A 15271-nucleotide genomic window follows, 5' to 3' on the forward strand; every position below is an offset into this window, starting at 1 on the left:
GAGCTGGCCGTAGCCGGTGGAGCAACACGGATTATCACCCACAACCTGCGGGACTTACGGAGCAAAGAGTTACGGTTTGATGGCCTGCGGGTGGTAACCCCAGAGCGACTTTGGCAGGAGAGGCAATCATGAGCGCATTAACCGTTCGCTTACCCGATGACAAACATCGGCGACTGCGAGAACTTTCCAAGCAGCGGAAGGTGAGCATCAGTCGTCTAATCGACGAAATGACCACCCTCATGCTGGCAGATTTTGACGCAGAGACGCGATTCCAGTTGCGCGCAGCCCGCGGCAAGGGAAAGACTTCTCGCGGTCTGGACCTACTCAACAAGGCTGTCGAGGGCGCATCCAAAGACATGGAGGATAGCCACTGAAGTGACGCCATTTACCGTTCAGTGCCTCAAGCTCGGCAGTGCACAGCTTCACCTTGGCCAGCAGATAACGATCTGGAGCATGAACAACCTAGATTTCCGATGCCCTCCAGGATCATCTCGTAACCTATTGTTTTAATTGGCGGAGAGGGTGGGATTCGAACCCACGTGACATTGCTGTCCATCCGATTTCGAGTCGGCGCCGTTATGGCCACTTCGGTACCTCTCCAGTGGCGCATACAGTACTGCATCACCGGCTGGGGCTCAAGCGCATCTTGTTACAAAGTGGCGCCGTCCTTGCGGTCTTTGGAGCTGATGAATTGCCGCTTGAGGACGTGCTCGCGCTTCAAGCCCAGCCATAGAGCAATCGGGCTCGCGACGAAGATCGACGAATAGGTGCCAACCACCACGCCGATCACCAGCGCCGTAGCAAAGCCATGAATGACCGGCCCACCAAAGAGAAACAATGCCAGCGCCACCATGAAGGTGATGAAACTGGTGATGATGGTGCGCGACAAGGTTTCATTGATGGCGATGTTGAAGATTTCGGCAACACTGCCATTGCGCGCTGTCCGCAGGTCCTCTCGCATACGATCGAAGACGACCACCGTATCGTTCAGGGAGTAACCCATGATCACCAGCAAGGCAGCAATCACCGTCATGGAAAACTCTTGATGGGAAATGGCGAAATACCCCACCACCAGGATGGGATCGTGCAGCATGGCGAGCACGCCGCCCGTGGCGAAGCGCCACTCGAAGCGAAAACCAACATAGATGAGAATGCCGATGGTGACGACGATAAGCGCCAGAATGCCCTTGTTGCGCAGTTCCTTACCCACTTCCGGGCCGACATATTCCGTGCGTCGCAACTGCACGCCAGGGTACGCTGCGGGATCATTCTTGAAGACGCCCAGTATCTTGCTCGCCACCGCGCTGCTTTCGCCCGGGCGGGTACGCAGACGAATCAGCAGATCCTTGTCACCGCCGAAGGTCTGCACCACGGCATCGCCATAACCGGCCGTCTCCAGGGTGTGGCGCACGGTGCCCAGATCGGGGGTCTTGCTGAAGGCCAATTCCACCAGGGTGCCACCGGTAAAGTCGATGCTGTAGTTGAGACCGCGCACCAGAAACAGGACGACCGATGCGACGATGAGAAAAATCGAGATACCGAGAAAGATCCAGCGCCGCGACATGAAGTCGATATGGGTGGCAGATTTGATGACTTGCATGCTGACCTCAGATCCAGAGCTTGGCGATGCGGCGCTTGCCCAGCGCCAGTTCGACGATACCACGACTCATCATGGTGGCGGTAAACATGGATACCAGTACACCAATGGTAAGCACCAGGGCGAAACCCTTGATGGCACCGGTGCCGAACTGAAACAGCGTCAGGGCCGCAATGAGCACGGTAATGTTGGAATCGACGATGGTTGCGAAGGCGCGTTTGAAACCGGTGTCGATACTGGCACGCGGGCTCATGCCGCGGCGCAGTTCCTCACGAATCCGCTCAAACACCAGCACGTTGGCGTCCACCGCCAGACCAATCTTCAGCACGATACCGGCAATACCCGGCAGGGTCAGGGTGCCGCCCATGATCGACAGTACAGCGAGGATAGCGAGGATGTTGACCAGAATCGCCAGATCGGCAATCAGCCCGAAGAGCCGGTAATACAGGGTCATGAAGCCAACGACGAAGATCATGCCAAAGATCACCGCCATGATGCCGTCGTGAATGGAGTCCTGCCCCAAGGTCGGGCCCACGGTACGCTCTTCCGAGATATGTACCGGCGCCGGCAAGGCACCCGCCCGCAGCTCGATGGCCACATTGCTGGCGTCCTTCAGGCCGGAGAAGCCATTGATCTGCGCGCGGCCACCGGTAATCGCCTCCTGAATCACTGGCGCAGTCACCACCTTGTTGTCGAGCAGAATCGCCATGCGCTTGCCGACATTCTTGCTGGTGAGATTACCAAAGATGGTCGAGCCGACGCTGTCGAAACTGATGTTGACGATAGACTGCCCGGTATTGTTGTCGACGCCAGCGGTTGCACCGTTGAGATAGCGCCCCGTCAACACCGTTTCTTTTTCCAGCAGATAGGGCTGCCCATCGGTACCGTAATACAGCGCATCGCCCGGGGGCACCTGCCCCTTCAGGGCCGCGGCCAAGTCATTCTCATTGGCCACCATCTTGAATTCGAGCTGCGCCGTGGAACCGATGATGGCCTTGGCGCGCTGGGTATCCTGCACCCCGGGCAACTGCACGGCGATATGTTCCTTGCCCTGGCGTTGAATCTGTGGCTCGGCTACGCCCAATTCGTCGATGCGGTTGCGAATGACAACGATGGCCTGCTGTAAGGCATCGTCGCTCTGCTTCTTCACCGTAGCCGCCGGCATATTGACGAGAATCTGCCCCTGTCCCTTGTCGGTGGCGACCAGTTCGGGATATTGGCTGCTGATCGCCTGCACCGCCTTGCCGACCAGATCGTCCTGGGCCATTTCCACCCCGAGCTGGTCCGGGCCGGTGATTTCCACCTTGAGATATTGCAGATCCTTATGCCGCAGGAGATTGCGGATGCCGTTCTGATATTCTTCCAGATGATGATGAATGAGTGCCTGGGTATCGACCCGCAGCAAGAGATAGACACCCCCGCGCAAATCCAGCCCCAGATTTACGGGACGACCACCGAGATCGGCCATCCATGCCGGCTGTGCCGATTGTTGCGAGAGGACCACCTGCGCATTAGTGGGCAAACGGTTCTGCAGCAGGGTTTCCGCCAATCCTTGGGCGTCGTCATTGGGAAAGTAGAAGGTCGTCCCTTGGCTGTTTGTTTCCTGCCGGGTGACCGGAATCTTGGCCTGATTCAGCCAATCCCGCATTGTTGCCGCCGGAGGTAGTTGCGTGCCGATCGGCGCACGCACCTCAATGGCCGCACGCCAACCATAAAAGTTGGGCAGCGCATAAAAGATAGCGGGGAGCACCACCGCCAAAATAATCAGATACTTCCACCACGGATAACGGGTCATACCAACGCCTTTAGAGTTTTTTCAGGGTCCCCTTGGGCAGGACCATGCTGACGGCGCTGCGCTGAATTTTTACAACGATATTTTCGGCAATTTCCAGATGCAGATATTCGTCCCCAGCCTGCATCACCCGCCCCGCCAAGCCACCGGAGGTTACCACCTCATCCCCTTTGCCGATGGCTGCCACCATGTCGCGCTGCGCCTTGGCCTTTTTGCTCTGCGGACGAATCAGGAGAAAGTAGAAGATGGCAAAGATGAAGATGAGCGGCAGAAACTGAAAAATCATGCTGTCGGTGCCACCCCCAGCGCCAGTGGTGGCGGCGTGGGCAGTGGCGATGGGCGAAAAATCCATGAACCCCTCCGGTTCGAAACCAAGGGCGCCATTGTAGCCGCTACGCGTCAGTCAGGAAAGGAAGAGGAGAAGCAGGGAAGCGTGCCTCTTCTTGCGTAGAAATTCTGACGGAACGATGCCATTTCTCCGGCCGCAATCGCATCGCGCATACCCGCCATGAGTTCTTGATAATAATGCAAATTGTGCCAGGTATTGAGACGCGCTCCGAGGATTTCGCGATTCTGCTGCAGGTGACGCAAATAGGCCCGGCTGTAATTCCGGCAAGTGTAACACTGACATTCTGGATCCGGCGGCAAAGGATCCCGGGCATATTCGGCATTGCGCAGCTTGAGCGTACCCCAGCGGGTAAAAAGCCAGCCATTGCGGGCATTGCGGGTCGGCATCACACAGTCGAACATATCCACGCCGCGCCACACTCCCTCGACCAGGTCTTCCGGCGTCCCCACTCCCATCAGGTAGCGTGGCTTCTGCTGCGGCATCTGCGGCAGGAGGTGATCGAGGACGTGGAACATCTCCGTCTTGCTCTCCCCCACCGAAAGACCGCCGATAGCGAGCCCGGGGAAGTCGAGCTGTTCCAACGCCGCCAGGGAACGCAGACGCAGATCGGGAAACATACCCCCCTGCACGATGCCGAAAAGCCTCCCCGGCCCGCCATAGCTGGCACGAGAACGTGCCGCCCAGCGCATGGAGAGCTCCATGCTGGCGCGCGCCGTGGGATGATCCGCCGGATGCGGGGTACATTCATCGAAGGCCATGGCAATATCCGAGCCCAGGCGCGCCTGAATCTCCATCGACTCTTCCGGGCCAAGGAAGACCTTGCGCCCATCATTGGGGGCGCGAAAGCTCACCCCTGCCTCCCGCAACTTCCGCAATGCCCCCAGACTGAAGACCTGAAATCCCCCGGAGTCCGTGAGGATGGGGCCATCCCAGTGCATCATGCGGTGCAGTCCACCCAGGGCTTCGATGATCTCCAGCCCTGGGCGCAGGAAAAGGTGAAAGGTATTCCCGAGAAGGATCTCGGCACCCAGTTCGCGCAGCTCCTCTGGCGTCATCCCTTTGACCGTGCCATAGGTACCTACCGGCATGAAGGCCGGGGTCTCCACGGTTCCGCGCGCAAAGTGCAGGCGTCCCCGGCGGGCGGCGGAGTCCGTGGCGAGCAGGGTAAAAAAGCTCATGCGATGCTACCGGGAAGGATCAGCATCGCGTCGCCATAACTGAAAAAGCGATAGCGTTGCTCCACGGCATGACGGTAGGCGGCAAGGATGAGTTCCCGGCCTGCCAAAGCGGAAACCAGCATCATCAGGGTCGATTCCGGCAGATGAAAGTTGGTGAACAGGGCATCGATGACATGAAATTCCTTGCCAGGGTAGAGAAACAGCCGGGTCTCATCGGCAAACGGGCGCAAACAGCCATCGCTTGCCGCGCTCTCCAGCGCGCGACAGGCGGTGGTCCCCACCGCAATCACCCGTCCGCCACGCGCCTTGGTCTCTTGCACGGCCCGCACGGTTTCGCTCGTCACCCGACTGATTTCCGCGTGCATCTGGTGCTTTTCGATGTCGTCTTCGCGCACCGGCAAAAAGGTGCCCGCTCCCACATGCAGAGTGACAAAGCAATGCTCGATGCCACGCTCGGCAAACGCCGTCAGCAATGCGGCATCAAAGTGCAGTCCGGCGGTAGGTGCAGCCACCGCGCCCGGCTCCCGACCAAAAATGGTCTGGTAGCGCTCGCGGTCGGCGGCATTGGCGGGGCGGTGAATATAGGGTGGCAAGGGGACCTCACCATGCGCTTCCAGCAGTGCCAACCAGTCGCCGGCATCACGCTGCAGCCAGACCTGCATTTCCAGCCTTTCCCGCACCGTGGCCATGGAGCCATCGGCCAGCAGCAATTGCATTCCCGGGCGGAGTGCTTTCGAAGCACGCGCCAGGAACACTGCCTCGCGATCGTCGAGGATGCGTTCCAGCAGCAGCTCCACCGCGCCGCCCGTCAGTTTGCGGGCCTGCAGGCGGGCTGGCAATACACGGGTGTCATTGAACACCAGTAAATCGCCCGACTGCAGGATGTCGGGCAGTTCGCGCACCTGACGATCCTGCCACGCCTGGGCTTTGGGATCGAGAAGCAGCATACGGGAGGCGGCGCGCTCGGCCAGCGGCTCCTGGGCGATCAGCTCTTCCGGGAGCTCGTAGTAAAAATCAGACGTTCGCAGGGTCACTCAGGCAAACCATTCCTCAGAATCCGCGGCAGGATGCGGGAAAATCTGCAACGAAGCAATACGCGGCCCCTCCCGCCGAAGGACCAGGACATCGAAGTCGCGAAACTCGACCCGCTCGCCCTCTTCCGGCAAACGGTCCAGGCGCTGCATCAGGAGACCGCCGATGCTGTCGGCATCGCCCGCCTCATCGATGTCATGGTCAAGGAGCTGTTCCAGCGAATAAATCGACAGGCTGCCGGTACCAATCCAGGATCCATCCGTTTGCGGCTGCCAATCCTGATGGCGGTGGCGAAATTCATCCGGAATCCTCCCCAACAGGGCCTCCAGAACATGGTCCAGGGTGACGAAGCCGGTGATCGTGCCTAATTCATCGGTGACCAAGGCGAAATGTGGCTGGCCGGAGCGAAAATGTGCTAGCAGTTCCATGGCTGGTAAATCTCGGGAAACCGCTGGCAGCGGCCGGGCGACCCGCCGTAGATCGAGTCTGTCTCGCCCGCGCAAGAGCAGCGGCAGTAGATCCTTGACATGTACCAGACCACGCACATGCTGACGATCTCCGGCGCAAAGCGGGAAACGCGTATAGCGGTAGCGCAACAGGGTGCGCTGGGTCTCCTCTGCAGGGGCACCCTCCATGAGACAGACCATGTCTGCCGCTGGTCGCGCCAGATCTCCCGCAGTCAATTCATGAAAGTCCAGGGCGCGCTCGAGAATATCCCCGGTGCGAATCCCCAGGACGCCCTGCGCCTGGCTGATGGCGAGGATCATGGCGATTTCATCTCGGCTATGTGGGGTATCGCCATGCTCTTTTGTCAAGGACAGGCCACAAGCGTGCAGCACCAGGCGGGTAGTCCCATTGAGCAGGGCAATCGCCGGATACAAGGCCCAGTAAAAGACATAGAGCGGTAAGGCCGTCCACAAGGAAATGGCTTCTGCCTTCCGGATCGCGAGAGATTTGGGCGCGAGCTCGCCGAAGATGATGGTAGTAAAGGCAACCAGAACAAAAGCCAGGGTGAAAGAGCTGGATTCCACGAGCGCCGCCGACTGCATACCAACGGCGTAAAAAAGGGGATGCAGAAGCCGGGCGACCGCGGGCTCGGCAATCCAGCCCAGGGCCAGGGAAGCCAGAGTGATACCGAGTTGGGTGGTGGAAAGATAGATATCCAGGTGACGGTGAATACGCAGCAGCACTTTGCCACGCCAGGCATGTTCACGCGCAAGGGTATGGACCTGGGTACCACGCAGACGGACCAGAGCAAACTCCGCCGCCACAAAAAAGCCGTTGATCAGAATCAGGATAAGCGCTACCAGCAGCGCTAGGGACTCAGGCATGAAGAACGGCCTCCTCCTGCCCGAGCCCGCTACTTCGGTCAACTATCATGATCGACGAGCAATTTCTCCAGTTCGCTGAAACTCTGCACCGCACCACCGGTATCGATCTGCACACCAAGCTGACGAGCGATCTGACTCGCCGAAAAAACGCCGCGCACCTGCGGCTGCGGATTCTTTTCTTCGACCAGCGCGTGCTGCCGCCCCATCTGCTTCATGGTCAGTACCAAGTCACCCACGGTAGAGCGACTCACTTCGTCAAAATCGAGCACCTCGATCTGGCCGCGGCGGGTCATGACGTCGGCAACCCGCACCTCGTCTCGCGGCATCTGCTCTTGCGTCGCAACACGCACCGGTTTTTCTCCCATGAGGTCGCGGGCGGTGACCATACCCACCAGCTCACCCATGGCATCGAGCACAAAGAGCATACGCACACCGCCATGCACCATGCGTTGCAAAGCTGCATTGATGGTGGATTCCGGATGCACGCTGACCGCCGGTACGCGCTGCAGGTCGGTCATCACCTTCAGGGCGCTATCCTCCAGCGCAACATGCAACGGCAACCCATTGTTGAAATAGGTCAACTGGGTGTCGGAATGGAGCCTGGAGATCTGTAAGGGGCGAAATTTGGTCATCTTGTTCTTCTCCTCTGGCGAGCTCCCCATGAGCTGCCCACGTTTTGAGCATAGCGCAAAAATTCAGCGCGACAAGTCCGCCAGGGCGCGCTGCAAATCCTCGCGCAGATCATCGACGTGCTCCAGGCCGACACTCAAGCGCAGCAATCCATCCTGGATGCCAGCCGCCTGGCGTTCTTCGGCACTCACCCGACTGTGGGTGGTGCTGGCAGGATGGGTCACCGTGCTTTTCGCATCTCCGAGATTGGCCGTGCGCGAAAAAATCCGCAGACGATCCATCAAGGCCCAGGCCGCTGGCTGCCCTCCCCGCAGCACAAAAGACAGGATGCCTCCCGGCAGGCGTTGCTGCTTGTGCACTAGGTCTGCCTGCGGGTGCTCCGGCAGACCTGGGTAATATACCTTTTCCACTTCCGGCAGACTCTGCAGCCATGCCGCCAGATCAGCGGCATTGGCGCAGTGGCGTTCCATGCGCAGAGACAAGGTTTCCAGCCCCTTCAGTTGTACCCAGGCATTGAAAGGGCTGAGACTGGGTCCGGCAGTGCGCAGAAAATTCCGCGGCCCATCCAGCAGTTCGCGCCGGCCACAGACGGCGCCGCCCAGGGTTCGCCCCTGCCCATCGATATACTTGGTATTGGAATGCAAAACGAGATCCGCACCCCAGCGCATGGGCTGCTGTAACACCGGTGTACAAAAGCAGTTGTCGACCACCAGCAGGGCATCGTGCGCATGCGCCAGTCGCGCCAGCGCCTCCAGATCACCGACCTCGGTCAGGGGATTCGAGGGGGTTTCGAGGAACAACATCCGCGTATTGGGGCGGATGGCCGCCTCCCAGGCAGAAAGATCGGTGAGCGGCACAAAGGTGGTCTCGACGGCAAAGCGCGCCAGGATCTTTTGCAGCAGCTGCACCGTGGTACCAAAAAGCGAACGCGAGGCCACGATATGATCACCGGCCTGCAGCGAACCCATGAATGCCGTAAGACAAGCGGCCATCCCGGAGGCGGTGGCGATACAGTCGTCTGCCCCCTCCAGGGCGGCCAGGCGTTCTTCGAGTATGCGGGTCGTGGGGTTGGTGAAGCGAGCGTAGATGTTACCCGCCTCACGACCGGCGAAGCGCTCGGCGGCCTCCTCGGCAGAGGCAAAAACAAAACTGGAGGTTGGGAAAATGGCCTCCGAATGTTCTCCCTCCGCCGTGCGCCGGGTGCCGGCACGGATCGCCAGGGTTTCCGGGTGCAGACCTGCCAACCAATCTTCGTCCTTCATCGTAGCTCCTTCAATAAATGCAATTGGTGACCTTTGCCCGGCGTTGGCACGGGAATCGGATAATCGCCACTGAAGCACGCATCGCAAAAGCCCAGCTCACGCTTGCCAACAGCCTCGTAGAGGGCGTCCACCGTCAAGTACCCCAAGCTATCGGCGCCGATCATCTTACAGATTTCGTCGACGCTATGCTGCGCCGCAATGAGCTGCGCACGGTCCGGCGTATCGATGCCATAGTAACAGGGGCCGGTGGTTGGCGGAGAGCTCGACAGGAAATGGATTTCCCTGGCGCCAGCCGCACGTATCAGATGGACGATTTTTGCGCTCGTCGTACCACGAACAATGGAATCATCCACCAGAACCACGCGCTTGCCCTTGAGAATTTCCGGCTGGGCGTTGAGCTTGACGCGAACACCAAAATCACGCCCGCGCTGTGCCGGTTGAATGAAGGTACGGCCAACATAATGGTTACGGATCAAACCGAGTTCAAAGGGAAGGCCCGAGGCCTCGGCGTAACCCATGGCCGCCGCGACACCCGAGTCCGGCACCGGCACCACGATATCCGCGTCGCGGGGATGCAAACGCGCGAGGACGTGCCCGATACGCTTACGTGCCGAGTAGACATGGATACCGTCAAGTACGCTGTCAGGGCGGGCAAAATACAGGTACTCGAAGATACACATGCGGCGCGCCGTCTCGGGCAAAGCCTGACGGCTCTCGATGCCGGAAGCGGAGATGATGACCATCTCCCCCGGCGCCACATCACGCACAAATTCCGCGCCCATGAGATCGAGGGCACAGGTCTCGGAAGCGAGGACGAAACCGCCGGAGTCGATAAAGCGACCCAGCACCAGCGGGCGGAAACCCATCGGGTCGCGCACCCCAATCAGCCGGGTTTCGGTCAGACAGACCAGGGAATAGGCGCCCGATACCTGCTGCAAAGCCGCGCTCAGGCGTTCTCCGGCGTCCTTGCCGGGCACCCGAGCCAGGAGATGGACAATCACTTCCGTGTCCATATCGGTATGGAAGATCGCGCCATCCTGCTCCAGCCGATGGCGCAGCTCCAAGGCGTTGACGAGGTTACCATTGTGGCCCACGGCAAAGGAGCCGTAGCGATAATTGATGAATATCGGCTGGGTGTTCTGCAGCACCGAGCCACCCGCCGTCGAATAGCGAACATGACCGATGGCTTGCGTTCCAGGCAGTTTGCTCAGCTCCTTGCTACCGAAGATATCGGCGACCCGTCCCATGCCGCGGTGACTGCACAATTTGCCCTCATCGGCGGCGACAATCCCAGCGGACTCCTGGCCACGGTGTTGCAAGGCATAGAGCCCGAGATAGGCCAGATTGGCCGCTTCGGGATGACCAAAGACCCCGATGACACCACATTCGTCATGGAAGTGATCATCATCGAGCACTGACAACTGGGGCAACGCTTTTTCCACGTGTGTGTAACTCCCAAAAAGATACCGCTGGTGCCGTCACCGAACGCGCCAGATCTTCCACTTGCGCTTGCCCGAGCCAGGACTGGCGCCACCAGGCCGCGTCATTCAAGTGAAAACTCTGGGCCAAAAGTATCACAAGCGCAATGATGGCGGCAGCACGCAGCAAGCCAAAAGCGCCGCCGACCAAGCGATCAGGGATACTGAAACCAACGCTGTAGAGCATTCCACGGAGCAGGAAGGAAAGCATAGTGGTCGCCGCAAGAACCAAAAAAAACAGGGAAAAATCCGCGACTGGATGCACCCACTCGACGGGCAGGTGCCCCACCAGAAGCGGGGCCACCAGGCTTTCGCCCCAACGCCAGGCGACATACACGCCGCCCACCCAACCCACTACCGCGAAGAATTCACGGATCATCCCGCGTGCCACGCCCCACAGAGCGCTGAGAAGAAAGATGGCAACAACCGCCACGTCGAGCCAAGTCATGGGGCGTAGCCGAACCACTCCGACGGCAGTGCCGACAGCACATGGAAAGAGCCGAAACAGAGTAGGATGTCATCGCTGCCGAGCTCCGCGGCCCAGCGCCGCAAGTGTTCGGGAAGGTCGATCAACGATAGTTCGCAACAGATATCCTCGTCCGCTAACTGCTCGCGCAACTGTGCAGGGGAAGCGGCGCGCGGATTATCCGGCATCTCCAGCAACGCCCAGGCGTCGACCTTAGCGCGCAAAGGCGCAACGCTGGCGGCAAGATCTTTGTCCGCCATCATGCCCCAACAGGCGAAAATCCGCCCGGATTGCCCCGCCAGGGTGTCGGCCAGAGCGCGGACCGCCTGGGGATTGTGGGCGACATCCACCAACAGCCGCGGCCCATCCTCGCCCCATGGCTGTAGCCACTGACTACGCCCCAGGAGACGCGGAGTAAAGCGCCACCGTTCTTGCGGCGGCCAGGCCTGCGGCAATCTTGCGCGCAATTGGTAAACAGCCGCCAGGGCAAGTGCCAGATTCGCCCGTTGCGCGGCGCTATCGAGCATTGGCGGCGGCGCCGAAGTGCTTGTGGCGCCCGCCTGCCAGCGGCCCGAGGCATCCAGATCAAAGTCCCGTCCGAGCAGCCAAAGTGGCGCAGCGCGCTGCTCCGCGGCAGTCAAAACACTTGCACAGGGAGATTCCCTGTCTCCGTAAAGTACGGGCCGCCCAGGACGCAGAATACCGGCCTTTTCGCGGCCGATGCTCTCGCGATCCGGGCCGAGTAGCGCCTGATGATCGAGATCGATAGAACTGATAATGGCAATGTCCGCGTCTATTGCATTCACCGCATCGAGCCGCCCGCCCAGGCCCACTTCGAGGATGGCCAGATCCGGCGCCTCGTCCAGACAGAGGAGCAGCGCGGCCAGGGTACTCAGCTCGAAATAGGTGAGCGGAATTTCCTCTGCCAGAGAGGCAAGTGGCGCAAATTTTTCTCGCCAACACCGATCGGGCAACGGCTCGCCGGCCACCCGCAGACGCTCGGCAAAGCGCCAGATGTGCGGGCTGGAGTACGCAGCGCAGCGGTAAGCGGATTGTTGATACAGGGCTTCGAGGTAGGCGAGCACCGAGCCTTTACCGTTGGTTCCGGCAACCGTGATCACCGGGAATGGCAGATTTTCAGGAATGCCGAGGCGCTGCATGGCGGCGCGCATCCTCTCCAGCCCGAGTTCGATGCGTTGGGGGGACCCGGCCAGCCGCAGCAGCAACGATTCAGCGTCTTCGGCGTCGACCGTGCCGCTCATGTCGGCATCAGGCGGAGTGCTCTGCCTGCATCAGCATGCCGATCTGACGGGCAATGCTGGAGCGCAATTGGCGCCGGTCGACAATCTGATCGATGGCCCCGTGCTCGAGCAGATATTCTGCGCGCTGAAAACCCTCGGGCAATTTTTCGCGAATGGTTTGTTCGATGACCCGCGGCCCGGCAAAACCGATCAAGGCGTTGGGTTCGGCAATGAGGATATCGCCCAGAGTCGCAAGACTCGCCGAGACGCCACCCATGGTTGGGTCGGTAAGCACCGAAATGTAGGGAATTCGTGCCTTGCCCAGGCGCTCGATGACGGCCGCAGTCTTGGCCATCTGCAACAAAGACAGTAGCCCCTCCTGCATCCGTGCACCGCCACTGGCGCTAAAGCAGATGAGCGGACAGCGCTCCACCAAGGCACTCTCGGCCGCCTTGACGAAGCGTGCCCCAACCACTGAGCCCATACTGCCGCCCATGAACTCAAAGGCAAAGGCGGCGGCGACCACCGGCTGCCCTTCGAGCAAGCCGCGCATGACGACCAGGGCATCCTTCTCGCCCGATTTCTGCTGGGCTTCCTGCAAGCGCTCCTTGTAGCGCTTCTGATCTTTGAAACGCAGCGGATCGACGGGAAGCAGATCGGCACCGATCTCCAAACGCGGCTCCGGATCGAGAAAATACTGCAGACGCTGGCGTGCCGTGAGTCGATGATGGTGTCCACAGTGGGGACAGACATGCTGGTTTTCTTCGAGCTCACTACGGTAGAGAACCGCCTGGCAAGTAGAGCATTTGGACCACAGTCCCTCGGGCACCGAGCGCTTGCTTTCCGTTGCTTCCTGCTCTGGCACTTTTTTATTGATTTTGGGCGGCAAAACGCGGCTAAACCAATTCATGCGCCCAGCTCCTCATCCAGGACTGCGCGGATAGGCGCCAGAAACTCGCTGGCCAGGCGCTGGGCATCCTCATCGTCTTTGGCCTGCTGCAGTAGCTGCACCAGCGCCGAGCCGATCACGACTGCATCCGCTTTGCCGGCGAGGCGCTTGGCCGTAGCCGCATCACGGATGCCAAAGCCAATGGCCATGGGCATTGCCAGTTCGCGCCGCAATTCCGCCACGCGAGCGACCACCTCGTCCCAATCCTGCTGTTGCGCACCAGTGATACCGCGCAGGGAGACATAGTAAACAAAGCCGCTACCCAGACGTTTGACCGCGGCAACCCGCTGCGGACCACTGGTGGGCGCCAGCAGAAAAATCGGATCGATACCCGCCTGACGCAGCAGCGCAGTATCCGTCTCTGCCTCTTCGGGCGTCAGATCCACCACAATCACGGCATCCACCCCGGCGTCGGCCGCTTCCTCGGCAAAGTGCCGCATACCAAGGATCTCAATGGGATTGAGGTAGCCCATGAGGATGATCGGGGTATCTTGATCTTGCCGACGAAAATCGCGCACCCAAGCCAAGACCTGCCGCAAACTCACGCCGCGTGCCAGGGCTCGCTCACTCGATCCCTGGATGACCGGACCATCCGCCATCGGGTCGGAAAAGGGCACGCCCAGTTCAATGGCATCCGCGCCTGCCTGCACGAGGCTATGCAACAGCGCCACAACGCCGGTGGTACTGGGATCGCCGGCGGTCAGGAAGGGAATCAGGGCAGTGCGATGAGATTCCTGCAAGCGTGAAAACATGGCTGCCAAGCGGCTCATAGGTGAATACCCTCCAGGGCTGCTACGGTGTGGATGTCTTTGTCGCCACGCCCAGAGAGACTGACCACGATACTTTGTTCTACACGCATCTGCGCCGCCAGCTGGAAGGCATAGGCAAGCGCATGCGAGGTTTCCAGCGCGGGAATGATACCTTCGACGCGGCTCAGGCGATGGAAAGCGGCCAGTGCCTCTGCGTCGGTAACGGCAACGTATTCTGCGCGCCCCGTATCTTTGAGGTAGGCATGCTCCGGGCCCACCCCTGGATAATCCAGCCCCGCAGAAATGGAATGGGTCGCCTCGATCTGCCCGTTCTCATCCGTCATCAAGTAGGTTCGGTTACCATGCAGCACGCCGGGACGGCCCGCCGTGAGCGGCGCGGCGTGCTTGCCCGTGCCCAGACCCAGCCCCGCCGCCTCGACGCCGATCAGACGCACCGCCTGGTCGTCGATGAAGGGGTAAAACAGGCCCATGGCATTGCTGCCACCACCGACACAGGCAACACAAGCATCCGGCAGGCGACCGGTGAGCTCCAGGCACTGGGCCCGCGCTTCATCACCGATGACCCGATGGAAGTTGCGCACCATCTCCGGATACGGGTGCGGGCCCGCCACGGTGCCGATGACATAAAAGGTGTCCTCGACATTGCTTACCCAGTCGCGGAGGGCTTCGTTGAGGGCATCTTTGAGGGTGCGGGAGCCGCTGCGCACGGCTTCGACCTGAGCGCCGAGCAGACGCATCCGGTAGACGTTGCTCGACTGGCGCTGAATGTCGTCTTCGCCCATAAACACTACGCAGTCCATGCCGTAGCGGGTGGCCACCGTCGCCGTGGCGACACCATGCTGCCCTGCCCCGGTTTCGGCAATCAGGCGCCGTTTGCCCATGCGCCGCGCGAGCAGCGCCTGCCCCACGGCGTTATTGATCTTGTGCGCGCCCGTATGGTTGAGATCCTCGCGCTTGAGGTAGATCTGCGCGCCGCCAATCTCGCTGGACAGTCGCTGGGCATGATAGAGGGGGTTGGGCCGGCCAACAAACTGCCGCAATTCGCTGTGCAGCTCGGCCTGAAACGCGGGGTCTCTCTGCGCCGCCTTATAGGCCTGCTGCAGTTCGTCGAGGGCAGGGATCAGGGTCTCGGCGACGAAACGCCCGCCATAGTCGCCAAAATGTCCCCGCTCATCGGGTTGCTGATATACCGCCAT

The 15271-nt window shown here is 60.3% G+C and carries 15 protein-coding genes and 1 tRNA gene; 1 reads left to right on the forward strand and 15 read right to left on the reverse strand.

The features are described from left to right. Positions 1-128: 128 nt before the first annotated feature. Positions 129-374: a ribbon-helix-helix domain-containing protein gene (locus AC2VNM_RS02505; RefSeq protein WP_486912810.1), complete on the forward strand. Its 246-nt coding sequence runs from the start codon at positions 129-131 to the stop codon at positions 372-374. 137 nt (positions 375-511) lie between these two features. Here the strand turns inward: AC2VNM_RS02505 and AC2VNM_RS02510 are convergent. The 15 genes from AC2VNM_RS02510 to trpB form a co-directional block, all read right to left on the reverse strand. Continuing rightward, a tRNA-Ser gene (locus tag AC2VNM_RS02510) sits at positions 512-600 on the reverse strand. Between the two features lie 49 nt (positions 601-649). After that, positions 650-1600: a protein translocase subunit SecF gene (gene secF / locus AC2VNM_RS02515; protein WP_215873180.1), complete on the reverse strand. Its 951-nt coding sequence runs from the start codon at positions 1598-1600 to the stop codon at positions 650-652. Positions 1601-1607: 7 nt separating this feature from the next. Then, a complete protein-coding gene (gene secD / locus AC2VNM_RS02520; protein WP_486912811.1) occupies positions 1608-3392 on the reverse strand; it encodes a protein translocase subunit SecD in 1785 nt (594 codons plus the stop codon). Positions 3393-3402: 10 nt separating this feature from the next. Beyond that, complete coding sequence (yajC, locus tag AC2VNM_RS02525; RefSeq protein WP_483165590.1) at positions 3403-3741, reverse strand: preprotein translocase subunit YajC; 339 nt, start codon at positions 3739-3741, stop codon at positions 3403-3405. Between the two features lie 47 nt (positions 3742-3788). Continuing rightward, positions 3789-4916, reverse strand: coding sequence for a tRNA guanosine(34) transglycosylase Tgt (gene tgt / locus AC2VNM_RS02530; protein WP_486912812.1), 1128 nt, complete (start codon positions 4914-4916; stop codon positions 3789-3791). Further along, complete coding sequence (queA, locus tag AC2VNM_RS02535) at positions 4913-5944, reverse strand: tRNA preQ1(34) S-adenosylmethionine ribosyltransferase-isomerase QueA (protein WP_483165661.1); 1032 nt, start codon at positions 5942-5944, stop codon at positions 4913-4915. The genes tgt and queA overlap by 4 nt, the downstream gene beginning before the upstream one ends. A 6-nt stretch (positions 5945-5950) precedes the next feature. Then, complete coding sequence (locus tag AC2VNM_RS02540) at positions 5951-7279, reverse strand: hemolysin family protein (protein ID WP_483165592.1); 1329 nt, start codon at positions 7277-7279, stop codon at positions 5951-5953. Positions 7280-7317: 38 nt separating this feature from the next. Then, on the reverse strand, positions 7318-7911 hold the full coding sequence (locus AC2VNM_RS02545) for a CBS domain-containing protein (RefSeq protein WP_486912813.1): 594 nt from the start codon (positions 7909-7911) through the stop codon (positions 7318-7320). A 63-nt stretch (positions 7912-7974) separates the two neighbouring features. Next, positions 7975-9171 carry an O-succinylhomoserine sulfhydrylase gene (locus AC2VNM_RS02550; protein WP_483165594.1) on the reverse strand — a complete coding sequence of 399 codons (1197 nt, stop codon included), beginning with the start codon at positions 9169-9171 and terminating at the stop codon, positions 7975-7977. Continuing rightward, positions 9168-10613, reverse strand: a complete 1446-nt coding sequence (gene purF, locus AC2VNM_RS02555) for an amidophosphoribosyltransferase (RefSeq protein WP_483165595.1) — start codon at positions 10611-10613, stop codon at positions 9168-9170. Before purF ends, AC2VNM_RS02550 begins: the two co-directional genes overlap by 4 nt. After that, a complete protein-coding gene (locus AC2VNM_RS02560) occupies positions 10576-11097 on the reverse strand; it encodes a CvpA family protein (protein ID WP_483165596.1) in 522 nt (173 codons plus the stop codon). The genes purF and AC2VNM_RS02560 overlap by 38 nt, the downstream gene beginning before the upstream one ends. Beyond that, the gene (locus AC2VNM_RS02565; RefSeq protein ID WP_486912814.1) at positions 11094-12377 is read right to left on the reverse strand and encodes a bifunctional folylpolyglutamate synthase/dihydrofolate synthase; all 1284 of its coding nucleotides are present in this window, start codon (positions 12375-12377) and stop codon (positions 11094-11096) included. Before AC2VNM_RS02565 ends, AC2VNM_RS02560 begins: the two co-directional genes overlap by 4 nt. A 7-nt stretch (positions 12378-12384) precedes the next feature. Further along, on the reverse strand, positions 12385-13266 hold the full coding sequence (gene accD, locus AC2VNM_RS02570; RefSeq protein WP_483165598.1) for an acetyl-CoA carboxylase, carboxyltransferase subunit beta: 882 nt from the start codon (positions 13264-13266) through the stop codon (positions 12385-12387). After that, positions 13263-14075, reverse strand: coding sequence for a tryptophan synthase subunit alpha (trpA, locus tag AC2VNM_RS02575; protein ID WP_486912815.1), 813 nt, complete (start codon positions 14073-14075; stop codon positions 13263-13265). Before trpA ends, accD begins: the two co-directional genes overlap by 4 nt. Continuing rightward, positions 14072-15271 carry a tryptophan synthase subunit beta gene (trpB, locus tag AC2VNM_RS02580; RefSeq protein WP_483165600.1) on the reverse strand — a complete coding sequence of 400 codons (1200 nt, stop codon included), beginning with the start codon at positions 15269-15271 and terminating at the stop codon, positions 14072-14074. The genes trpA and trpB overlap by 4 nt, the downstream gene beginning before the upstream one ends.

The sequence above is a fragment of the Acidithiobacillus sp. TH-A67 genome, from assembly GCF_057473545.1.